This window comes from Nocardioides houyundeii (genome assembly GCF_002865585.1).
GTDB lineage: Bacteria > Actinomycetota > Actinomycetes > Propionibacteriales > Nocardioidaceae > Nocardioides > Nocardioides houyundeii.
The window spans coordinates 353,301-373,751 of the sequence record NZ_CP025581.1; the positions used below are offsets into that span (position 1 = coordinate 353,301).

Here is a 20,451-nt window from a genome sequence, read left to right on the forward strand (position 1 = left end):
ATGAGCGAACAAATGTGATGTGTATCTTCACGTGTGGTGGTCAGGAATCTACCCCCCGGGACCAGTCATGATGGGTGCATGGCCATGTTGCTGAACCAACCCAACCCCAGCCCGAGGGCTGCGGGGCGCCGTCGCGGCGCCACCCGGTTGCGGGACCGCGCCATCCGGCTGGTGGAGGCGGCCACCACGCCGCTGCTCCCCGCCGACTACCTGGACCTCTTCGCGCCCCTGCGCTCGGGCGCCGAGCTGCGCGGCCGCATAGTGGCCGTGCATCCCGAGACCGCCGACGCGGCCACCATCCTGATCCAGCCGGGTGCCGACTGGGCCGGTCACGTGCCCGGCCAGTACACCCGCGTCGGGATCGACGTCGACGGGGTGCGCCACTGGCGGGCCTACTCGCTCACCCACGGCCCGCGCGCCGACGGCCTGATCTCCATCACGGTCAAGGCCGTGCCGGACGGCATCGTCTCCAGCCACCTGGTCCGCGCCGCGGCGCCCGGCACCCTGGTCCACCTGGAGCAGGCGACGGGTGAGTTCGTGCTTCCTCCCGAGGGCGGCAAGTTCCTCTTCGTCACCGCCGGCTCCGGGGTCACCCCGGTGATCGGGATGCTGCGCAACCTCTTCCCGGTCGCCGACGCCGGCGTCGTCCGGCTGGCGCGCAGCGAACCGTTCGACATCACCGTGGTGCACGTCGCGCCCAGCGAGCCCGACTCCATCTTCCTGCGCGACCTCAAGGCGCTGCACGAGGCCGGGCTGATCCACCTGGTGCCGCGCTACGACGACGTGCACGGCGTGCTCGACGTCGCGGAGCTCTCCTCGCTGGTGCCCGACCTCTCCGCCCGCACCACCCTGGCGTGCGGGCCCGCCGGGCTGCTGGACGCGCTGGGCTCGCACCACGAGGCCGCCGGGCTGGCGCTGATCATCGAGCAGTTCCGCACCACCCGGGTCGCCGCCGGGGAGGGGGGCACCGTCTCGTTCGAGCAGTCCGACCGCGAGGTCGAGGCGGACGGCGCGACGCCGATCCTCGACGCCGCCGAGGACGCCGGGCTGCTGATGCCCAGCGGCTGCCGGATGGGCATCTGCATGGGCTGCGTGCTGCCGCTCAAGGAGGGCTCGGTGCGCGACCTGCGCAACGGCGAGGTGACCACCGCCATCCCCGGCGAGACCGACCCCGGGGGCATCAAGATCCAGACCTGCATCAGCGCCGCCGCCGGCGCCTGCCGCATCGACCACTGACCGTTCCCACTCGACCGACCTGCAAGGAGTCGCCATGACCGCCATCACCAAGAAGGCCGAGAACCCGACCGCCCACCTCTCCCCGGAGGACATCGAGGAGCTCGGGCGCGAGCTCGACCGCATCCGGCAGAGCGTGATCGACGACCGCGGCGCCAGCGACGCGGCGTACATCCGGGGCATGGTGAAGACCCAGCGCTACCTCGAGCTCGGCAGCCGCGCCGTGCTGCTCTTCTCGTCGCTGCCCCCGGCCTGGCTGGTCGGCACCGCCGGGCTGAGCGTGGCCAAGATCCTCGAGAACATGGAGGTCGGCCACAACGTCATGCACGGCCAGTGGGACTGGATGCGCGACCCGAAGATCCACTCCTCGACCTGGGAGTGGGACAACGCCTCGACCGCCGAGGGCTGGAAGCACAGCCACAACGAGGTGCACCACACCTACACCAACATCGTCGGCAAGGACAACGACCTCGGCTACGGCATCATGCGCGTCGACGAGGACCAGAAGTGGTACCCGATGCACCTGGGCCAGCCGCTGTGGAACTTCATCAACGCCTGCTTCTTCGAGTACGGCATCGCCGCCTACGACCTCGAGCTCGGCAAGAACCTCTCCAAGCCCAAGGACAAGCGCAGCCCGGAGTTCAAGCGCCGCGCCGCCAACACCCTGCGCAAGATCCGCCAGCAGATGACCAAGGACTACGTCGTCCACCCCGCGCTGTCGATCCCGACCGGGTCGTTCCTGCCGACCCTGGCGGCCAACTTCACCGCCAACCTGGTGCGCAACCTGTGGTCGCACTCGGTGATCATGTGCGGGCACTTCCCCGAGGGCGTCGAGACCTTCGAGCGCGACGCCATCCCGGATAAGGAGACCCGCGGCGAGTGGTACCTGCGCCAGATGCTGGGCAGCGCCAACATCTCCGGGTCCGAGGCCATGCACATCATGACCGGCAACCTGAGCCACCAGATCGAGCACCACCTGTTCCCCGACCTGCCGAGCAACCGCTACAAGGAGGTCGCCCCGCAGGTGAAGGCGCTCTTCGACAAGTACGACCTGACCTACCTGGAGCGCCCGCTGCCCCAGCAGGTCTACAGCGCCTGGCACAAGGTGGTCCGCCTCAGCCTGCCCAACGGGTTCCTGGCCTCCACCACTCCCAAGAACCTGCCCGGCCAGCTGACCAAGCTCTACAAGATGACCACTGGCGGCCCCAAGGTGCGCCGCGCCATCCAGGCCCGCCTCCTGCAGGAGGCGCGCCGGCGTCAGCCCGGCCAGGCCGCCCCGGCCCCGGAGCGCACCGCGGCCTGAGGCCTGCTCGCCCTGATCCCCGCCGGAAGGTGCCCGACTCGGGCGTCACCGGCGGGGATCTCGGCATGGTGAGCAACTACCCTTGCGGCCATGCCTTCCCCCGCCTTCCCCCGGCGTACCTCCGCTCGAGTCGCGTCCGTCCTCGCGGCCCGCGGTCGCTGAGACGTGGGCTGGCTGCTGCTGGCGCTCTTCGCGCTGGTCTACCTCGCCGTAGGCCCCTGGACCTTCTTCCTGGCCGCCGCGCTGCTCGCGGTGCCCCGGATCCGGGAGCGGGTCCCGCGCCCTCGGCCCACCTGGCGGGGCGCCGGCATCGGGGTCGCGGCGCTGGCCGTGCTGGCGCTGCTGGTGGTGCTGATCCCCGACGGCCGGCTGCCCATCCCCTCCGCGGGCGGCTCCCTGGTGACCCCGGCGTACGACGGCCGCCAGGTCTCGGCCCGGCCCGTGGCCGCCGAGGTCCCGCCCCAGCACCCGTGGCTGGCGGCCAACGGCACCAGCTCCCTGCACAAGGACGCCTGGAACACCGACGCCGTCCAGGGGCCGGGCCCGCTGGGGGACCGGCCCGGGGTGGAGACCGGCTCCTACGGGCTGGAGCAGTGCGCCTCGCTGGCCTTCGACAGTCGCGGCCGGATGGTCGGCCTGTGCCGCGACCGCAAGGGCCCGGTGCTGCGGGTGCTGGATCCGGAGAAGCTGCGTCCGCTGGCGACCAAGCGACTGCCCGCCGGCAAGGACGAGGGCCCGGAGGGCCACGACGTCTGCGGGGGGAGCTACTTCTACCTCGACAACGGCGACCGCGCCGTGGTCATCACCGCCGACCGCAAGATCCAGGCGATCGGCACCGCGGACGCCGACGACGAGCCCGACCTCACCGTCGACGAGTCGTGGAGCCTGGAGGACCTGGTGCCCGCCGACGACTGCCTGGTGGCCGCGCTGCCGGACTGGACCGGACGGATCTGGTGGAGCTCCCAGGCGGGGCGGGTCGGCGTCGTGGACCCGGTGGCCGGCACCGTGCAGGTGCTGGAGCTCGGTGAGGCGGTGAGCAACTCCTTCGCCGTCGACGAGACCGGCGGGGTCTTCCTGGTCACCGACCGGGCGCTCTACCGGTTGGCCGTCGACGCCGCGGGCGCGCCGGTGGTCACCTGGCGCACCGAGTACGACCGCGGCGTGGAGCGCAAGGCGGGTCAGCCCAGCCAGGGCAGCGGCACCACGCCCACCCTGGTCGACGGCAACCTGGTGGCGATCGCGGACAACGCCGAGCCCCGGATGCGGGTGGTCTTCCTGGACCGCGGCACCGGCACCGAGGTCTGCCACTCAGCGGTCTTCGACGGCGGCGAGAGCGCCACCGACACCTCCCTGGTCTCGGTCGGATCCGGTGTGGTGGTGGAGAACAACCACGACTACGACTCGCCGCTCTCCACGGCGCTGGGCTTCGGCACGTCGCCCGGTCTGGCCCGGGTCGACGAGCGCGACGGCCAGTGCCGGGTGGTGTGGACCAACGACTCGGTCGCGCCCTCGGCGGTGCCGGTGGTCTCCTGGGCCAACGGGCTGCTCTACACCTGGACCAAGCGGCCCAACCTGTGGGGCGTCGCCGCGTGGTACCTGACCGCGATCGACGTGCACTCCGGCCACACCGCCTTCTCGGTGCGGTCGGGGACCGGGGCGCTGCACGACAACCACCACAGCGGGCTCGTCCTCGGTGCCGACGGGTCGGCGTACGTCGGCACGCTGGGCGGGCTGGTGCGGGTGCGGGACTACCAGCGGAAGAGCGAGGACTGACCGGTCAGGGGTAGGTCAGGCCCACCGTCTGCTCGCTGATCTCCCAGAGGCGGCGCTGCGCCATCTCGTCCCGGGCCAGCGGGGTGCTGCCCACCAGGCGGGGCGGCCCGGACAGCTGCCCGAAGCCACCGGGCCCGCAGTAGGACCCGCCGGGCAGGTCGGCGGTCGCGGCCATCAGCACCGGCCAGGCGCCGCGCTCGGCGGACTGGGAGACCGCCTTGGTAGCCGCGTCGAGGATCGAGGCGAGGCCGCCGGCGGAGCGGCCGGTGCGACCGTTGGCGACCAGGTGGGTGCCGGAGATGCCGGGGTGCGCGGCCAGCGCCCTGACCGGGAGTCCCCGGGACCGGGCTCGCCGGTCCAGCTCGAAGGTGAAGAGCAGGTTGGCCAGCTTGGACTCGGCGTACTCCGGCCAGCGCTTGTAGCTGCCCCGGGGCGTGCGCGGGTCGTCCAGCGGCGCGGTCCGGGCCCGGCGGTGCATCTGCGAGCTCACCGTGACCACCCGTCCCTCGCCGCTCTCGGTCAGCTGCGGCAGCAGCAGCCCGGTGAGCAGGAACGGCCCGAAGTGGTTGGTCGCCATCTGCAGCTCCAGGCCGTCCACGGTCCGCTGGTAGGCGGGCGCCATCACCCCGGCGTTGTTGACCAGCAGGTGCAGCGGCCCGTACGCCGCGGCGTCCTGCCCTGCCCGGCGTACCGAGTCCAGCGACGCCAGGTCGACCACCAGCTTCTCCAGGGCGGCCGCGGGCACCTCGGCCCGGATCGCCTGGGCGGTCTCCTCGAGCTTGGCCCGGGTGCGGCCCGCCAGCACCACCCGGGCGCCGTGCCGGGCCAGCTCCAGGGCGGTGTGGTGTCCCAGGCCGCCGAGGCTGGGGCCGGTGACCAGGGCGGTGCGTCCGGTCAGGTCGCCGATCTCGGCCGGCGACCACGGCTCGGTCACGGGGTGACCGCCAGGGACTCCACCACGCGCAGGCCCAGGTCGGTGTCGCCGCCGACCCGCACCAGGCCGGGCTCGGGACGGCGCCGGCCGCCGGCCAGCAGCAGGAAGGACTCCAGGTCGCAGTGGATGGTGGCGTCGATCTCGTCCGACGCCGTCTCGGCGAGCAGCCGGCCGCGGCCGTCGGGAGCGACGCAGGCCACACGGCGGGGCAGCCCGGCGACCTCCAGCGCGACCGTGGTGCCGACCGGCGCGCGCACCTTCTTGGCGAGCACGAAGCCCAGGCTCTCGGCGAGGTACTCGGCCGAGTGCCGGGCCGCGGGGGAGTCGAGGTTGCCGGGGCGCCCGACCGCCCGGCGCACGTCCTGCTCGTGCATCCACACGTCCAGGGGACGGTTGCGCAGCAGGGTGCGGGTGGACCAGCCGATGGCGCCGAAGAGGCCCGGTGCGACCGCGTCCGGGTCGCGGGGCGGGTCGGCGAGGAGCGCGGTGTTGCGGCTGGTGGCGGACTCGCGGATCTCGTTGATCAGCTGGTCCGGGGAGGCGTCGCGCCGGGCCACCACGCCCTGCTCGGTGAAGGTGCCCATCGGGCTCTTCAGGTGCCCGCTCTCGACGAGCTCGACCTCGGCGTGCGGGGTGCCCACCAGCAGCGACTCCAGGTGCGCGGTGTGTGCGGCGACCGCGTGCACGTCCCAGCCGGGCAGGTCGGTGGGGCGCGCCCAGTCGTCGTCGTCCAGCTCCTCCAGCAGCGTGGTGAAGTCGTTGACGGCCTGCCACCAGGTCGTCACCGCGGCGGCGAGCTCTCGGGACGCCTCGTCGGTGGTGGCCGTGGTCGTCTCGCGCTGCTCGGTCATGGCCCGCAGCCTAGGGTCTGGGTGGGTGCGGGGAGAATGGCTGCATGCGTGTTCGTGCTCCCGAGCTGACCGGACGCGGGTGGCTCAACACCTCCGGTCCCCTGTCCCTGGCCGATCTCCGGGGGCGCTTCGTGCTCCTGGACTTCTGGACCTTCTGCTGCGTCAACTGCCTGCACGTGATCGACGAGCTGCGGCCCCTGGAGGAGCGGTACGCCGAGGAGCTGGTGGTGGTCGGCGTGCACTCGCCCAAGTTCGTGCACGAGGCCGACCCGGACGCGCTGGTCGCCGCCGTGGAGCGCTACGACGTGCACCACCCCGTGCTGGACGACCCGGAGCTCACCACCTGGTCGGCCTACACCGCGCGGGCCTGGCCCACGCTGGTGCTGGTCGACCCCGAGGGCTACGTGGTCGCCCAGTACGCCGGGGAGGGGCACGTGCACGCCATCGACCGGCTGCTCGGCGAGCTGGTGCCCGAGCACCGCGAGCGCGGCACCCTGCAGCCCGGCGACTCGCCGTACGTCCCGCCGGTGGTGGAGCCGAGCGACCTGCGGTTCCCGGCCAAGGCGGTGCCGCTGCCCGGTGGCGGGGTGCTGGTCGCGGACGCCGGGCACCACGAGGTGGTCGAGCTGGCCGGCCCGGAGGGGCCGGTGCTGCGCCGGTTCGCCGGCTTCGCCGAGCCCAACGGCCTGTGCCTGCTGCCCGGCGAGGTGGCCGCCGAGGTGGGCTACGACGTGGTGGTGGCCGACACCCGGCACCACCAGCTGGCCGGCATCACCCTGGCCACCGGCGAGGTCCGGGTGCTGGCCGGCGACGGCGAGCAGTGGATGCCCGGCGACGACACCAGCAGGCTCTCCAGCCCCTGGGACGTCGCCTGGTGGGAGGGGGCGGTCTGGGTGGCAATGGCCGGGATCCACCAGCTGTGGACCTTCGACCCGCGCACCGGCTCCGTCGCCGTGGCGGCCGGCACCACCAACGAGGGACTGCGCGACGGACCGGCCGACCAGGCATGGCTGGCGCAGACCAGCGGCCTCGCGGTGGCGGGGGAGCGGCTGTGGTTGGCCGACAGCGAGGTCTCGGCGCTGCGCTGGGTGGCCGACGGGGAGGTGCACACCGCGGTGGGGACCGGACTCTTCGACTTCGGCTTCCGAGACGGCGCGAGCGACCAGGCGCTGCTCCAGCACCCGTTGGGAGTGACCGCCCTGCCCGACGGCTCGGTCGCGGTCTGCGACACCTACAACGGCGCCGTACGCCGGTTCTCACCCGAGGACGGCGAGCTCACCACGCTGGCCACCGGCCTGGCCGAGCCCAGCGGGGCGTACGTCGACGGCGAGCACCTGGTGGTCGTGGAGTCGGGCGCGCACCGCCTCACCCGGGTCGCGCTCGGCGCCTCGGCCAAGGCCGCCGACTTCAGCCACCGCACCCAGCGCCCGGTCACCGAGGTGGCGGCGTCGCTGGTGCTGGACGTGGCGTTCACGCCGCCGCCGGGGCAGAAGGTGGACGACCGCTACGGCCCGGCCACCCAGCTGATGGTGACCGCCACCCCGGCCGCGCTGCTGCGCAGCGGTGAAGGACGCGGCACCGACCTGCGGCGCACCCTCGAGCTGGACCCGAGCGTCGGCGAGGGCGTGCTGCACCTCGCGGCCCGCGCTGCCTCCTGTGACGACGTGCTGGGCGAGGGCGCGGCCTGCCACGTGCACCAGCAGGACTGGGGCGTGCCGGTGCGGGTCAGCGCCGACGGGGAGGCCGTGCTGAGGCTGCCCCTGGGCGGCACCGGGGTCGGTGAGGGCAGGTGAAGACCCGGCAGCCGGGAGGTCAGGCCTCGCGCCAGGGGTCGAGCTCCTCGCGGGCGGACTCCACGAGCCGCTCGCGCTGGTCAGGGTCCATGGCATCCCAGGTGCCGTAGCCGCGCGAGGCCAGGGGGGCGACGAACGCCCCGAACTCGTCGTCGCGCGCCAGCGTTCGCAACGACTCCTCGCCACGCAGCACGGCGTCGATCCGTCGGCGCACCGCCTCGTCCTCGGCATGGTCGCGCAGGGTCCGCAGGGACTCACGGAGCATCGCGTCGAGCTTGCTGTTCGCCGCCAGCGTGGGGAGCAGCGGCCTCGGCTCCTCCTCCTCACTCACCCGGGCACCTGCGTGTTGTTGTAGGCGCCGGGGAGGTCGACGGTGCTGAACCCCTTGACCGACGCCAGGGAACCGGCGATCAGGCCGAGCAGCGCCTCGCAGGCGAGCCACACCTTCGCCCGGATCTCGAGCAGCTCCTTGATCACCTGGGCGCCCTTGTAGATCGAGTAGCCGGCGCCGCTGGCACCGGCGATCCCTCCGACGATCGTCCAGGAGCTGGCCGCCGCGGCGGCCAGGCTGATGCCGGCGGCGATCGCCCAGTCGGCAAGGCTCTCCACGAGTCCTCCCACGGCGTTGGCCATCTCCTTGACCCCGAAGGCGGTCTGGTCGTACTGGGAGGCGATGTCCTCGAAGTTCGCCTTCTGCTCGGTGAGGCGGGCGGCGAGGTCGGTGAAGTACGTCGACGCCGAGGCCGCAGCCTGTCCGTCCCAGGTGACGCGGAGCGTGTCCAGGTCGGTGGTGACCCCGTGGGCCGCCTCGTCGCAGAACTGGCCCAGCTTGCGGAGGGCGTCGGCCGACCGCGAGACCTCGCTCCAGTCGCCGGCGAACCACTCGCCGACCTCCTGGGGGATGTTGGGCCCGCCCATCTTGTCGATGGCGACCATGGCCCAGTGGCCCAGGGAGATGAGGTCGCCGATGTGCAGGTACTGGTCCAGCGCCGCCGGGATCAGCGGCTCGGCCTGGGGGGCGGTCAGCAGCTTGCTCGGGTCGTCCATGTCAGCCCACCTTCGGGATCCGGGTGGATGCCATCGAGTGGAGCTGGGCGTCGGCCTCGGCCGCCCGCTCGGTGTCCGTGTCCTCGTAGTGACGGGCGGTGGCCAGCAGCTCGTCCGCCGACTTGTCGCACACCTGGGCGAGGTGGGCGAAGAGCTCCTGCACCGCGGGGCGCACCTCGCTGGTGGAGTTGAGCAGCCGCACGAAGGCGGAGCCGCCCGACGCGTCGGGCTTGGTGTGTGCGGCGTAGGTGACAGCCCCTTGGCAGGCTGCCTCCAGCATGATGAACTCTCGGGCGAACTGCTTCACCCGGCCCGGACGGACCTTGAAACCCACGGCGTCCCCCTCCCACAGCGCTGGCGACTGTGCCGCGCCGCCCCGAAACTACCCCAGGATGAGCGATGGAAACCTCGAACGACCAGCTGCCAGACCGCGGAGCCGTGCTGCGCGGTGGGCTGGTGGGCGCCCTGGTGGGTGCCGGGCTGCTCGCTCTGGCCGTATTCTTCCTCTTCCGCCTCGACGAGCCCGCGGACCTGCTGGGCGTCTTCATCCCGTTGTCGGTCGGCCTGGTCGCGGCCGCCCTCGGGACCATGGCCCTGGTCCCGCTGCGGTGGGGGGACGGTCCCGAGGCCGGCGTGGTGATCGCGCGGTTCTTCCGCGGCCTGGCCGTGGGCGGCCTGGTCCTCACGGTCGCGGGCGTCGCCCGCGGCGAGCTGCCGTGGATCGCCTTCGCCCTGCTCCCCCTGCTCGCCTGCGGGGCCCTGGTCCGGGAGAGCGGACGTTTCGCCCGGCTCCCCGCGCGCTGAACGGCGCCGCGCCGAGGAGCCAGGGCCTGGAACGACGAAGGGCCGCACCCCCTCGGGGTGCGGCCCTTCAGTGTCTGGCGCCGATCAGAACGCGGCCTCGTCGAGGTCCATCAGCGAGAGGTCGATGCTCTCGGCGATGGCGCGCTCGGCGGTGAGCCGGGGCAGGTTGGTGGTGACGAAGAACTGCGCCGCCGCGACCTTGCCCTCGTAGAACGCCTTGTCCGACGGCTTGACGTCGCCGCCGAGCTTGGCCAGCGCCACCTCGGCCTGGCGCAGCAGCAGCCAGGCGCAGACGACGTCGCCCAGCACCATCAGCAGGCGGGTGGTGTTGAGGCCCACCTTGTAGATGTTGCGCAGGTCGCCGCCCTCGGCGGAGGCGTCGGCCGACATCAGGTCGTTGATCATGTGGCCGACGATGGCGTTGGCGTCCGCGAGCGCGGTGGCCAGCAGGGCGCGCTCGTTCTTCAGGCGGCCGTTGCCGGCCTCGGACTTGATGAAGCTCTCGATCTCGCCGGCCAGGTGGCCCAGCGCGCGACCCTGGTCCTTGACGATCTTGCGGAAGAAGAAGTCCTGGCCCTGGATCGCCGTGGTGCCCTCGTAGAGGGTGTCGATCTTGGCGTCGCGGACGTACTGCTCGACGGGGTACTCCTGGAGGAAGCCGGAGCCGCCGAAGATCTGCAGCGACTCGGTGCCCAGCAGCACCCACGAGCGCTCGGAGCCGTAGCCCTTGACGATCGGGAGCAGCAGGTCGTTGACCGCCGCGGCGAGCTTGTCGTGCTCGCCGTTGTGCTCGGCGATCATGATCTGGTCCTGCCAGGTGGCGGTGTAGATCACCAGGGCGCGCATGGCCTCGGCGAACGACTTCTGCACCATCAGCGAGCGACGTACGTCGGGGTGGTGGGTGATCGTGACGCGGGGGGCGGTCTTGTCGGCCGACTGGGTGAGGTCGGCGCCCTGGACGCGCTCCTTGGCGTACTCCAGCGCGTTGAGGTAGCCGGTGGACAGGGTCGCGATGGCCTTGGTGCCCACCATCATCCGGGCGTTCTCGATGACGTCGAACATCTGCGCGATGCCGTTGTGCACCTCGCCGAGCAGCCAGCCCTTCGCGGGCTCGCCGCCGCCGACCTGCGGGTCGCCGAAGGTGACCTCGCAGGTGTTGGAGACCTTGATGCCCATCTTGTGCTCGACGTTGGTGACGTAGACGCCGTTGCGCTCGCCGGTCAGCTCGCCGGTCTCGTGGTCGAAGTGGTGCTTGGGCATCCAGAAGAGCGAGAGGCCCTTGGTGCCCGGGCCGCCGACGCCCTCGACGCCCTCGGGGCGGGCGAGCACCAGGTGCATGATGTTCTCGTTGAGGTCGGACTCGGCCGAGGTGATGAAGCGCTTGACCCCGGTGATGTTCCAGGAGCCGTCCTCGTTGGGGGTGGCCTTGGAGCGGCCCGCGCCCACGTCGGAGCCGGCGTCGGGCTCGGTGAGCACCATGGTGCAGCCCCACTCGCGCTCGACCATGATCTGGGCGACGCGCTGGTCGCGCTCGTTGCCGTTGGCGTAGACGACGCCCGCGAACGGGGCGCCGGCGGCGTACATGTGGACCGGAGCGTTGGAGCCGAGCACCATCTCGCACATCGCCCAGTTGAGGCTGGAGGGGGCGGGGGTGCCGCCGAGCTCCTCACGGATCTGGAGACGCCAGAACTCGGCGTCGATCCAGGCCCGGTAGCTCTTCTTGAACGACTCCGGCACAGGGGCGGTGTGGGTCTTGGGGTCGAAGACCGGCGGGTTGCGGTCGCTGTCCTCGTAGGACGCGGCGATCTCCTCGCGAGCGAGGCGGTCGACCTCGGCCAGCACCTCGCGGGCGGTGTCGGCGTCCACCTCGGCGAACGGACCCTGGCCCAGGACCTCGTCGCGACCGAAGACCTCGAAGAGGTTGAACTCGATGTCGCGCAGGTTGCTCTTGTAGTGGCTCACGGACCCACCTGTCTGTTTCGGAGTGACCGGTTCCGGACGGAAGACCAGTCCTTGCGTTTCGGATCGTGTCGGTGCGGGTAGACAGGCCAGGACCTGTCGGCCTACGCACGTGACTGGCGCGTAGCACGCGCGTGCTACCCGCCAGTAACCCTAATGGTGCCTTGCCGCCCGCCTGTCGCGCAAGCAGACGTGCCAGTGATCTATGCAACGAGGCGCAATCCTACCTTTTTCCGCGATGTCGCTGCGGAGAAGACCCAAGTGCACTAGTTCGGTCGACTCGTCTGACAAACTGGGCTCATGCGAGTCTCTGCCAAGTCCGATTACGCCCTGCGAGCGCTGATCGAGCTGGCACGCAGCAACGAGGGCCCGGTCAGCGCCGAGGAGCTGGGTCGCCGCCAGGAGATCCCGCACGGGTTCCTCCAGGCGATCCTGGCCGACCTGCGGCGGGCGGGTGTCGTGGTCTCCCAGCGGGGGCAGTCCGGTGGCTGGCGGATGGCGCGCGCCGCCGAGGAGGTCTCGGTGGCCGACGTGATCCGCGCCGTCGACGGGCCGCTGGTCTCCGTCTACGGTCTGCGGCCCGAGGCCGTCTCCTACAACGAGAAGGCCGCCGTGCTCCAGCACGTGTGGATCGCGGCCCGGCACTCGCTGCGCGACGTCTTCGAGCAGGTCTCGATCGCGGCGCTCGCGTCGGGCACGCTGCCCGAGGAGGTCACCTCCCGCACCTCCGACGAAGACGCCTGGCAGCCGCACTAGTCCGACACTGAGCCGTCCCCCGGCTGGGGGCAACCGCGGCAGGGTCATTGGACGGCGGCAGGGTCATTGGACTCTGGGCAGGGAGCAGTCGGCGACGCACGCTGCCGAGGTAGCCCTTCCACGTTGGGAACCTCCATGTCCGCCATTCCGCGACCTGCTATGCGCGCCCTCGGCGTACGACGCACCCGCCGGTGGCGCACCGCGGCCGGTGCCCTCGGTGCCGCGCTGCTGGTCGGCGTGCTGGGCATCCCCGGACCATCGTCCGCCGCGGACGAGCCGTGGATGAACGCGTCGCTGTCCCCGGACCGGCGGGCCGACCTGCTGTCCCGGGTGATGACGCTGGAGCAGAAGGTCGCGCTGTTCAACGTCAACGGCGAGGTCACCGTGCCCGCGCTCGGCATCCCGCCGCGGCACGAGATCGACGGGACGTCCGGGGTGCACCAGAGCGAGCTGCCGGCCACCGCGATGCCCTCGGCGCTGGCGCTGGCCTCCTCCCGGAACCGCAGGCTGGCGCGGCAGTGGGGCCGGCAGACCTCCACCGAGGCCTTCGCCTTCGGCTACGACGGCAACGCCGCGCCGACGATGGACGTGGTGCGCTCCCCGTTCTGGGGCCGCACCTGGGAGACCTTCGGCGAGGACCCGATCCTCAGCGGCATCCTGGGTGCCTCCGAGATCCGGGGCGTCCAGTCCGTCGAGGGCGTCTACGCCCTCGTCAAGCACTTCGGGGTCTACAACCAGGAGACCGGCCGGGCCCAGCTGGACAACGTCATCGACCAGGCCACGATGCGTGGCACCTACCTGCGCAACTGGGCGATCGCGGCGCGCGCCGCCCGGCCAGGGGCCGTGATGTGCGCCTTCCCCAAGATCAACGGCGAGTACGCCTGTGAGTCCCGCCGGCTGCTGACCCGGATCCTCAAGCGGGAGTGGGGCTGGCCCGGCTTCGTCTCCACCGACGTCAACGCCGGGCACAGCTGGAGCATGTTCGAGGCAGGCACCGACGTCGCCGGCGCGCCGTGGGTCGGACCGGCGCTGCTCGACCAGGTGCGCACCGGCGCCATCCCCAAGGCCCGCTTCGAGGACATGGTCCACCGGATCCTGCGCACGATGTTCGCGCAGGGTCTCTTCGACCGCCGGGCCCCGGGGACCACCGGGGGCGCCATCGAGCCACCGCAGCCGTTGACCGAGCCTGTGGTTGCCAGGGGCGAGGAGATCGCCCGGGACGCAGCCGTACGAGGCAGCGTGCTGCTGAGGAACTCCGGCGTACTTCCGCTGAGCAGCGAGAGGACCCGGTCCCTGGCGGTGATCGGCTCCGGAGCCGACGAGTACCTGACCGGGACCGGGTCACCCCAGGTGCCGCAGCCCGCCAGGCTCACCACGATCCTCGAGGGGCTCCAGCGGCGGGCCGCGGGCGCCTCCGTGGTGTACGCCGAGGGAACCGACCCCATGCGGCTGGGCGACGTGCTTCCCGGCCCACCGGCGGTGCAGTCCTCGGTGCTCACCCCCAGTGGCGGCGCGGGGGCCGGGCTCACCGCGCAGTACTTCGCGAACCCGGACTTCTCCGGCCAGCCGTTCATCCAGCGGACCGACCCCCAGGTCAACATCCGCACCGGCCTGAGCGCGCTCATCGAGACCTTCGACGAGCACACTCGGCTGGATCCGGGCCCGGTGCCGTCCCCGCTGCTGGTGCAGCCGGGCTCCGTGCGCTGGACCGGGACGCTGCGACCGGTCGCCAGCGGGCGCTACACGCTGAGCCTGACGCACCTGGGCGCCGCGACCCTGTACCTGAGCGGCGAACGCGTGCTGAACGACCCGGGGACCACGCTGAACGTCCAGCGGGTCCCCGTCGACCTCACGGCCGGGCAGAGCTACGACGTCCGGATCGACTACTCCGCCGACGCGCCCAACCAGTGCTGCCCCGTCACGGACCGCCCCGGTCCCACCATCCGGTTCGGCTGGGTTCCGCCGGTCGACGCCGCCACCCCGCAGATGCAGCGGGCCGTAGAGGTGGCCCGCGCCGTGGACACGGCCGTGGTGGTGGTGCGCGACGACGTCGGCGAGGGCACCGACCGCTACACCCTGACGCTGCCGCAGAGTCAGGACGCGCTCGTACGGGCGGTCGCCCGGGTGAACCCGCGCACCGTGGTCGTCTCCGCCACCTCGGGCCCGGTGCTGATGCCCTGGTTGCGCCGGGTCGAGGCCGTGGTCCAGTCGTGGTACCCAGGGGAGGCCGGCGGCTCGGCTCTCGCCTCCCTGCTCTACGGCGACGCCAACTTCACCGGCCGCCTGCCGCTGACCTTTCCGGCCAGCGAGGAGCAGGTCGGGGGCATCGTGTCCGGAGCCAACCCGGTCGCGGACTTCAGCGCGCTCGCGCCCACAGTCAGGTACCCCGAACGCTGGGCGATGGGGTACCGCGGCTACCTGGCCAAGAAGCAGCGCCCGCTCTTCCCCTTCGGCTACGGCCTGTCCTACTCCAGGGTCCGGTATCAATCGGTTCGCGCCAGGGACGTGAAGCGCGGAAAGACCGGCTATGCCGTGGTCCGGGTCCGCAACCGGTCCCGGCGTGCGGTGACCGAGCCGGTGCACGTCTACGTCGGGCGGCTGCCGGGCCGGGTGAGCACGCCGATCCGCCAGCTCGCCGGTGTCAAGCTGGTCCGGCTGGGTCCGGGGCGCACGGCCCGGGTGCGGGTGGCGATCGACCGGCGGGTGCTGGAGCACTGGAGCAACGCGCGTCGCCGGTGGGTCGCCCCGACCGGCAGGGTCCGGGTCTTCACCGGCCCATCGGCCGAGCAGTTGCGGCGCAGTGACGTCTTCCGGGTCACCCCGCGGCGGCGGAGCTGATCCACGCCACCAGGGGCCGCAGCTCGCGCCAGTCCCCGCGCACCCGCTCCAGCAGCTCCGGGCCCAGGGCGTCCGCCTCGAACCCGTAGTCCCGGCCCACGAAGAGCTGCTTGTGCCGCAGCAGCTCGATCCGGGGGTGGTCGGCGTCGTAGCCGCGCGGGGAGGTCTTGAGGCGGTCCCCGCCGACCTCCCACCCGTTCTTCTCGTACTTCCTCAGCAGCCGCTGCAGCGTGGGGCCGGTCTGGTCGTCGGCCATCGCGTCGCGGATCCCGGCGAGCCGGGGACCGCTGGCGTCGTAGAAGCCGGCGCCCACCCGGGTGCCCCGCGGAGAGAGCTCGAAGTACCAGCCGGTCGACGGGCCGGCGGCGACGAACGCGCCCTGGTGGGTCTTGTACGGCGTCTTGTCCTTGCTGAACCGCACGTCGCGGTAGGGGCGGAACACCTTGGCGGCGCCGAACTCCGGCTCAAGGGCCGCCATCAGCGCCTTCATCGGCGCCTCCACAGCCTCCTTGTAGACATGCTTGTGGGCCTCCCAGAAGGACCGGGTGTTGTCGACCTCGAGGTCGTCGTAGAAGTCGAGGGCAGCGACGGGAAAACCGGTGAACTCCACCCGGTCACCCTAGTGAGGCACGCGGCGCCGGACCCAGCCAGTGCGGCCGGCCGGTGCGGTGCGTCACTCCACCGGTGCCCAGAGCTGCTCGTCGCCGTCGTCGCTGAGCACGGTCAGGTTGAGGACGTCGCCCGCGCACTCCAGCGCGGAGACGAAGCCCCGTCCGGTGCCGCCCGAGCGGTAGGCCACCTGGACCTCGCCGCCGGGCCGCCAGGCGAGCACCCGGGTCGGCTCGCCCCGGGCCGGGGCGGCGGCGAAGTAGACCGAGCTGCCGCACGGGGTCAGGGTCCCGGTCGCCCCGGCGCCCAGCTCGGTCACGGTGCCGTCGTCCAGGGCCAGGACGTGTCCCCGGCTCACCTGGCGCTCGTCGCGCACCTCCGACCACACCGCCCCGGTCTCGGTGGCCACCGCCTCCCAGCCGCGGCACGGGGTTGCCTCCGCGATGGGGACGGCCCGGCCCTCGACCAGGAGCACCGGGGTGCGGCACGAGGTGGGACGACGGTCGTCGAAGGTGAGCATCGCCGTGCCGGCAGACGACATCGTGACCTGCGAGAAGCCCTCGCCCTTGCCGGCGCAGTGGTCTCGCTGCGCGTGGCCGGAGGGCAGGTCGAGCAGGGCCAGGCAGTAGGCGCCCCGCGGGCCGATGGCGGGGTAGCGCAGCTCGTCGCCGTACGACGCCCACGCGCCGCCGGCGGCCGGCACCGGTCTGCGCACCCGCGTCCGGTCTCCGGTGCCGAGGTCGACGACCGTCCCCGTGGTCGGACCGGTCTCCGCCGCCGGCGGGGAGACCACCACTGCGCGGTCCTCGTCCAGCAGCACCTGGGAGATGCGGCGGCCGCGCGGCGCCGGGACCACGATCTCCTCGGCACCGGGGTCGACGTTGCGCCGCAACGTCGCCCGGCGGCCGTCGGGGGACACCACCGCTCGCCACTCCTGGCTGACCACCACGGTCGCGGTGGCCGCCTCCCCGGTCGGACGCCAGTCCAGGGGTGCCGGGGCGCTCGAGCCGGCAGCCGGGGACTCGGGGGAGTCGCTGGGGGAGTCGCTGGTCGGGTCGCCGGGCGCGTCGTCGGCGGCGTCCTGGGTGCATGCCCCGAGCGCCAGGACCAGGGGGAGGGTGATCCAGGGCGCTGCGCGCCGGACGGCGTACCGGGGGAGCATCAGACCCCGACGTTGTGCTGGAAGTGGGCGCGGTTGGCGCGGTACTGCTGGTAGGCCGAGTGCCACTGGTTGCGGGCGATGAAGGGCTCGGAGGGGTCGAAGCGCTGCTGGTTCCACGGCTCGAAGTAGCCCAGCTGGGGGTCGCCGTCGCCGGTGCGCTGGAAGCCGCGGCCCACCTGGAAGTGCCCCGAGGCGTCGTCGTCGAGATAGGGGTAGAACCGCTTCTCGAGCACCGGGTGCAGCACCACCGGCGCGCGGTAGTCCTCGATGTGGCGCATCATCAGCCGGAACCACTGCCGGAACGTGAAGTCGTCGATGTCGAGCACGACGTAGTCGTCGGCGTAGGCATTGCGGTCGTAGCCGGTGTTGTTGTTGACCACCCGCACCAGGTCGGTGATCGCGGTGCCGGCGCGGGTGGTGCCCAGGCGCTTCGCCCACACCCGCTGGTCCTGGCGCCGCTTGCGCCACCCCCAGGCGATGGACTGGGCGGTGGCCGGCCCGCACCAGTAGACCTGGTTCTGCTCCCGGCTCCGCCGACTCGTCAGGATCGAGGCGCGCCTGGCGTGCTCGCGGGCCTTCTTCGGACGCCCCAGCGTCCCGTCGGGCAGCGGGCGACCCTGGACCTCGGCGCGCAGCAGCCGCACCTTGTCCACGGCGCGGGCCGCTGCCTCCAGCTCCCGGCGGTCCGCCGCGGCGCGCTCCGTCGGCGTCATCCGACGCCGGCGCTCCAGCAGGCCGGCGGCGTCCAGGTCGCCGGTTCGCTCGACCCTGCCGCCAGCGGCTTGGCGTGCGTGCCGACCCGCGTCCTGGGCGGCGTACGCCAGCCGGTCGCCGACCTCGGCCGGGGAGGCCGTGGTCCAGCCCAGGCCCAGGCAGTAGCGCTCGCCGGCGAAGACGGCGCAGCGGGCGGCCTCCGCCGCCGCGGACCGGCGGCCGGTGAGCGCGCCGGCCTGGACGACGCGGTCGATCTCGACCCGCATCGCGGGCGTGATCCGGCCGTGGGTGCGCCAGTCCGCCTGGGCGCTCGCGCTCGGCGCCGCCGCGGAGGTGGCAGCTGTGGCGGCGGGCTCGTCGTCGCGCGGCACGAAGGGGGCCGCGGCGAGCAGCAGGGCCAGGCCGCAGAGCGCCAGCTGCCAGCGTCGGGAGTGAAAGGGGGAGCGAGCCACGAGAGCGCCTTCGGGTGGGGGACGACTGCTACATCGCCCCACTGTTCCCGACTGTCACTCCAGTCGCAACCGTCCCAGGGTGATAGACGTATCGCGCCCAGGGTCTGCAGCGCTAGCGGGGTGCGTGGGCGCGGTCGCGAGCGCACCAGGCCGGAGTGCGCGGCAGAAGGGGCTCGGCGCGGACACGAGCCAGGGGGGAGTGCGTGGAGCGGACGACGAGACTCGAACTCGCGACATCGACCTTGGGAAGGTCGCGCTCTACCAACTGAGCTACGTCCGCATGCCGTCCGGATCTCTCCGGCCGACGACGGTGGATGCTACCCGATCCGCTCCAAGGTGGGGTGCTTGGGCGTCAGACCGTCGCCGGAGGACCGGCCCGTGATGCGGCGGTGCACCCACGGGCCGAGGAACTCCCGGGTCCAGCGGGCGTTCTCCCGCAGCTGCTCGCGGCGCGGCAGCACCGTCATCGGCTGGACCGGGATCGGCACCAGCGGGTGCTCGACACCGAGCGCGTCCAGCACCTGCATCGCCATGTACTGGTGGCCGGCGGCGTTGAGGTGCATCCGGTCCGGGTCCATGTGCGCGGGCAGGTCGGGCAGGCGCATCCGCCACATGTCGACCAGGGTGGCGTCGTGCTTCTCCGCGATCTCGCGGACCCACTCGTTGAAGATCGCCATCCGGCCGCGGACCGCGGCGTAGATGCCTGAGCTCCCGGGATCGACGATGGTGAACATCACCACCCGGGCGCCGGTGGCGCTCAGGCGCCCGATCGCCTCGTCGTACGCCGCGGCGAGGCCGTCGAGGTCGACCCGGGGTCGCAGCACGTCGTTGCCGCCGCCGTGGATCGTCACCAGGTCCGGCTCCAGGGCGATGGCCGGGTCGACCTGGTCGGCGATGATCGCGGGCAGCTTGCGCCCGCGGATCGCGAGGTTGGCGTAGCCGAAGTCGTCGGTCTCGCGCGCCAGGTGCTCCGCGACCCGGTCGGCCCAACCGCGCAGGCCGTTGGGGCGGGTCGGATCCGGATCGCCGACTCCCTCGGTGAAGGAGTCTCCCAGAGCGACGTAGCGGTGAAATGTCATGGCTCGATTGTCCCCGATGTCGACAAGGCGGGACGACGGTAGGGTGGTCGGGTGCTGCTCTCAGATCGCGACATCGCCGCAGAGATCGAGGCCGGTCGGATCGCCCTCGACCCGTGGGAGTCGACGATGCTCCAGCCCTCGAGCGTGGACATCCGGCTGGACCGCTACTTCCGCGTCTTCGAGAACCACCGCTATCCCCACATCGACCCGGCCGCGGACCAGTTCGACCTGACGCGCATGGTCGAGCCCCAGGGCGACGAGGCCTTCATCCTGCACCCCGGCGAGTTCGTGCTCGGGTCGACGTACGAGGTGTGCTCGCTGCCCGACGACATCGCCGCCCGGGTGGAGGGCAAGTCCTCCCTGGGTCGCCTCGGGCTGCTCACCCACGCCACGGCCGGGTTCGTGGACCCGGGCTTCTCCGGGCACGTCACCCTGGAGCTGGCGAACGTCGCCACGCTGCCGATCAAGCTCTACCCGGGCATGAAGATCGGCCAGCTGTGCTTCTTCCGCCTCTCCTCGCCGGCGGAGCACCCCTACGGCTCGGCGAAGTACGGCTCGCGCTACCAGGGCCAGCGAGGTCCGACCCCGTCGAAGTCCTACGCGAACTTCCACCGCACCCAGATCTGACGGACGCCGACCGCCAGCAGCAGCCAGGTCCACGGCCCCCACAGCACCGCGCCGACGCCGTCCCAGAAGGTCCAGTAGGCGTGCGGTGTCGGCGTCCGGAACCACGACACCGCCGAGGTCAGGGCCAGGACGGTCAGGAGCGGAGCGCAGACGGTGGCGATCGCGATGAGCCACCCAGAGCCCCCGTGGGCCAGCAGGGCGGGCACCGCGAGGGCCAGGACGAGCGCCGCCGCGGCGTACCCACCGGTGGAGAGCGCGTAGTCCCCGGCGTCCGGGGTGCTGCCGCCGATCAGGAACCACAGGGAGCCGTAGCCGACGACGAGCCCGTTGAGCAGGGTGGGTGGCACCGCGCAGCACAGCGCGTACATCAGCCAGGGTCCCCCGGTCTTGGCCGGCGTCCTGCCGGCCTTGCTGCTGGCCGTTCCTGTGTCCATGTCTGCCCCCTCTTCCGGGGCCAGCATGGGCCAGCGAGCAGCACCGGGGGATGCGTTCGGGTACTCATCCTGCGGACCGGGGT

At 72.3% G+C, this 20,451-nt stretch carries 19 protein-coding genes and 1 tRNA gene; 8 read left to right on the top strand and 12 right to left on the bottom strand.

Annotated features, from left to right (window positions below; genetic code table 11):
* Window positions 1-78 precede the first annotated feature (78 nt).
* The 3 genes from C0R66_RS01730 (at window position 79) to C0R66_RS01740 (ending at window position 4,309) form a co-directional block, all read left to right on the top strand.
* Window positions 79-1,236, top strand: a complete 1,158-nt coding sequence (locus tag C0R66_RS01730; RefSeq protein WP_338418207.1) for a ferredoxin reductase — start codon at window positions 79-81, stop codon at window positions 1,234-1,236.
* Between the two features lie 34 nt (window positions 1,237-1,270).
* Window positions 1,271-2,536: a fatty acid desaturase family protein gene (locus C0R66_RS01735; RefSeq protein WP_101523240.1), complete on the top strand. Its 1,266-nt coding sequence runs from the start codon at window positions 1,271-1,273 to the stop codon at window positions 2,534-2,536.
* A gap of 165 nt (window positions 2,537-2,701) precedes the next feature.
* Window positions 2,702-4,309, top strand: coding sequence for an SMP-30/gluconolactonase/LRE family protein (locus C0R66_RS01740; protein ID WP_101523241.1), 1,608 nt, complete (start codon window positions 2,702-2,704; stop codon window positions 4,307-4,309).
* Window positions 4,310-4,313: 4 nt separating this feature from the next.
* On the opposite strand, the gene C0R66_RS01745 is transcribed toward C0R66_RS01740, so the two are convergent.
* Window positions 4,314-5,243, bottom strand: a complete 930-nt coding sequence (locus tag C0R66_RS01745) for an oxidoreductase (RefSeq protein WP_101523242.1) — start codon at window positions 5,241-5,243, stop codon at window positions 4,314-4,316.
* A complete protein-coding gene (locus C0R66_RS01750; RefSeq protein ID WP_101523243.1) occupies window positions 5,240-6,094 on the bottom strand; it encodes a maleylpyruvate isomerase family mycothiol-dependent enzyme in 855 nt (284 codons plus the stop codon). Before C0R66_RS01750 ends, C0R66_RS01745 begins: the two co-directional genes overlap by 4 nt.
* A gap of 44 nt (window positions 6,095-6,138) precedes the next feature.
* Between C0R66_RS01750 and C0R66_RS01755 the strand changes: the two genes are divergently transcribed.
* Window positions 6,139-7,887 (top strand): NHL domain-containing thioredoxin family protein, encoded by a 1,749-nt coding sequence (locus tag C0R66_RS01755; protein ID WP_101523244.1) that lies wholly within the window; start codon window positions 6,139-6,141, stop codon window positions 7,885-7,887.
* Between the two features lie 19 nt (window positions 7,888-7,906).
* Here the strand turns inward: C0R66_RS01755 and C0R66_RS01760 are convergent, their stop codons facing one another.
* The 3 genes from C0R66_RS01760 to C0R66_RS01770 are packed head-to-tail and all read right to left on the bottom strand — an operon-like array spanning window position 7,907 to window position 9,268.
* A complete protein-coding gene (locus tag C0R66_RS01760) occupies window positions 7,907-8,218 on the bottom strand; it encodes a hypothetical protein (RefSeq protein ID WP_101523245.1) in 312 nt (103 codons plus the stop codon).
* The gene (locus tag C0R66_RS01765) at window positions 8,215-8,934 is read right to left on the bottom strand and encodes a hypothetical protein (protein ID WP_101523246.1); all 720 of its coding nucleotides are present in this window, start codon (window positions 8,932-8,934) and stop codon (window positions 8,215-8,217) included. The genes C0R66_RS01760 and C0R66_RS01765 overlap by 4 nt, the downstream gene beginning before the upstream one ends.
* Window position 8,935: 1 nt before the next feature.
* A complete protein-coding gene (locus C0R66_RS01770; RefSeq protein WP_101523247.1) occupies window positions 8,936-9,268 on the bottom strand; it encodes a hypothetical protein in 333 nt (110 codons plus the stop codon).
* Between the two features lie 65 nt (window positions 9,269-9,333).
* Here C0R66_RS01770 and C0R66_RS01775 point away from each other — a divergent pair, with 65 nt between their 5' ends.
* Window positions 9,334-9,738, top strand: a complete 405-nt coding sequence (locus tag C0R66_RS01775) for a hypothetical protein (protein WP_101523248.1) — start codon at window positions 9,334-9,336, stop codon at window positions 9,736-9,738.
* A gap of 84 nt (window positions 9,739-9,822) precedes the next feature.
* On the opposite strand, the gene C0R66_RS01780 is transcribed toward C0R66_RS01775, so the two are convergent.
* Window positions 9,823-11,700: an acyl-CoA dehydrogenase gene (locus tag C0R66_RS01780; RefSeq protein ID WP_101523249.1), complete on the bottom strand. Its 1,878-nt coding sequence runs from the start codon at window positions 11,698-11,700 to the stop codon at window positions 9,823-9,825.
* Between the two features lie 297 nt (window positions 11,701-11,997).
* Here C0R66_RS01780 and C0R66_RS01785 point away from each other — a divergent pair, with 297 nt between their 5' ends.
* Together C0R66_RS01785 and C0R66_RS01790 are read left to right on the top strand one after the other, a co-directional pair.
* Window positions 11,998-12,453 carry an RrF2 family transcriptional regulator gene (locus tag C0R66_RS01785; RefSeq protein ID WP_101523250.1) on the top strand — a complete coding sequence of 152 codons (456 nt, stop codon included), beginning with the start codon at window positions 11,998-12,000 and terminating at the stop codon, window positions 12,451-12,453.
* A 135-nt stretch (window positions 12,454-12,588) separates the two neighbouring features.
* Window positions 12,589-15,291 carry a beta-glucosidase gene (locus tag C0R66_RS01790; protein ID WP_101523251.1) on the top strand — a complete coding sequence of 901 codons (2,703 nt, stop codon included), beginning with the start codon at window positions 12,589-12,591 and terminating at the stop codon, window positions 15,289-15,291.
* Here the strand turns inward: C0R66_RS01790 and C0R66_RS01795 are convergent.
* The 5 genes from C0R66_RS01795 to C0R66_RS01815 all read right to left on the bottom strand — a co-directional run bounded on the left by C0R66_RS01795 (window position 15,269) and on the right by C0R66_RS01815 (window position 19,307).
* The gene (locus C0R66_RS01795) at window positions 15,269-15,901 is read right to left on the bottom strand and encodes a DUF2461 domain-containing protein (RefSeq protein WP_101523252.1); all 633 of its coding nucleotides are present in this window, start codon (window positions 15,899-15,901) and stop codon (window positions 15,269-15,271) included. The two genes, C0R66_RS01790 and C0R66_RS01795, sit on opposite strands and share 23 nt — an antisense overlap.
* Window positions 15,902-15,964: 63 nt before the next feature.
* The gene (locus tag C0R66_RS01800) at window positions 15,965-17,062 is read right to left on the bottom strand and encodes a hypothetical protein (RefSeq protein ID WP_101523253.1); all 1,098 of its coding nucleotides are present in this window, start codon (window positions 17,060-17,062) and stop codon (window positions 15,965-15,967) included.
* Window positions 17,062-18,228 carry a cysteine peptidase family C39 domain-containing protein gene (locus C0R66_RS01805; RefSeq protein WP_101523254.1) on the bottom strand — a complete coding sequence of 389 codons (1,167 nt, stop codon included), beginning with the start codon at window positions 18,226-18,228 and terminating at the stop codon, window positions 17,062-17,064. The genes C0R66_RS01800 and C0R66_RS01805 overlap by 1 nt, the downstream gene beginning before the upstream one ends.
* A 204-nt stretch (window positions 18,229-18,432) precedes the next feature.
* Window positions 18,433-18,508, bottom strand: a tRNA-Gly gene (locus C0R66_RS01810).
* A 37-nt stretch (window positions 18,509-18,545) separates the two neighbouring features.
* Window positions 18,546-19,307 (bottom strand): SGNH/GDSL hydrolase family protein, encoded by a 762-nt coding sequence (locus C0R66_RS01815; RefSeq protein WP_101523255.1) that lies wholly within the window; start codon window positions 19,305-19,307, stop codon window positions 18,546-18,548.
* A gap of 51 nt (window positions 19,308-19,358) precedes the next feature.
* On the opposite strand from C0R66_RS01815, the gene dcd reads away from it, so the two are divergent.
* Window positions 19,359-19,934 (top strand): dCTP deaminase, encoded by a 576-nt coding sequence (gene dcd, locus C0R66_RS01820; RefSeq protein ID WP_101523256.1) that lies wholly within the window; start codon window positions 19,359-19,361, stop codon window positions 19,932-19,934.
* Here the strand turns inward: dcd and C0R66_RS01825 are convergent.
* Window positions 19,904-20,368: a hypothetical protein gene (locus tag C0R66_RS01825; protein WP_158647834.1), complete on the bottom strand. Its 465-nt coding sequence runs from the start codon at window positions 20,366-20,368 to the stop codon at window positions 19,904-19,906. The two genes, dcd and C0R66_RS01825, sit on opposite strands and share 31 nt — an antisense overlap.
* Window positions 20,369-20,451 lie beyond the last annotated feature (83 nt).

Bases quoted from the DNA above. Each gene is read 5' to 3' on its own strand.
- C0R66_RS01730 (WP_338418207.1), top strand. From the start codon at position 79: ATGGCCATGTTGCTGAACCAACCCAACCCCAGCCCGAGGGCTGCGGGG.
- C0R66_RS01735 (WP_101523240.1), top strand. From the start codon at position 1,271: ATGACCGCCATCACCAAGAAGGCCGAGAACCCGACCGCCCACCTCTCC.
- C0R66_RS01750 (WP_101523243.1), bottom strand. From the start codon at position 6,094: ATGACCGAGCAGCGCGAGACGACCACGGCCACCACCGACGAGGCGTCC.
- C0R66_RS01755 (WP_101523244.1), top strand. From the start codon at position 6,139: ATGCGTGTTCGTGCTCCCGAGCTGACCGGACGCGGGTGGCTCAACACC.
- C0R66_RS01765 (WP_101523246.1), bottom strand. From the start codon at position 8,934: ATGGACGACCCGAGCAAGCTGCTGACCGCCCCCCAGGCCGAGCCGCTG.
- C0R66_RS01775 (WP_101523248.1), top strand. From the start codon at position 9,334: ATGGAAACCTCGAACGACCAGCTGCCAGACCGCGGAGCCGTGCTGCGC.
- C0R66_RS01785 (WP_101523250.1), top strand. From the start codon at position 11,998: ATGCGAGTCTCTGCCAAGTCCGATTACGCCCTGCGAGCGCTGATCGAG.
- C0R66_RS01790 (WP_101523251.1), top strand. From the start codon at position 12,589: ATGTCCGCCATTCCGCGACCTGCTATGCGCGCCCTCGGCGTACGACGC.
- C0R66_RS01800 (WP_101523253.1), bottom strand. From the start codon at position 17,062: ATGCTCCCCCGGTACGCCGTCCGGCGCGCAGCGCCCTGGATCACCCTC.
- C0R66_RS01815 (WP_101523255.1), bottom strand. From the start codon at position 19,307: ATGACATTTCACCGCTACGTCGCTCTGGGAGACTCCTTCACCGAGGGA.
- C0R66_RS01825 (WP_158647834.1), bottom strand. From the start codon at position 20,368: ATGGACACAGGAACGGCCAGCAGCAAGGCCGGCAGGACGCCGGCCAAG.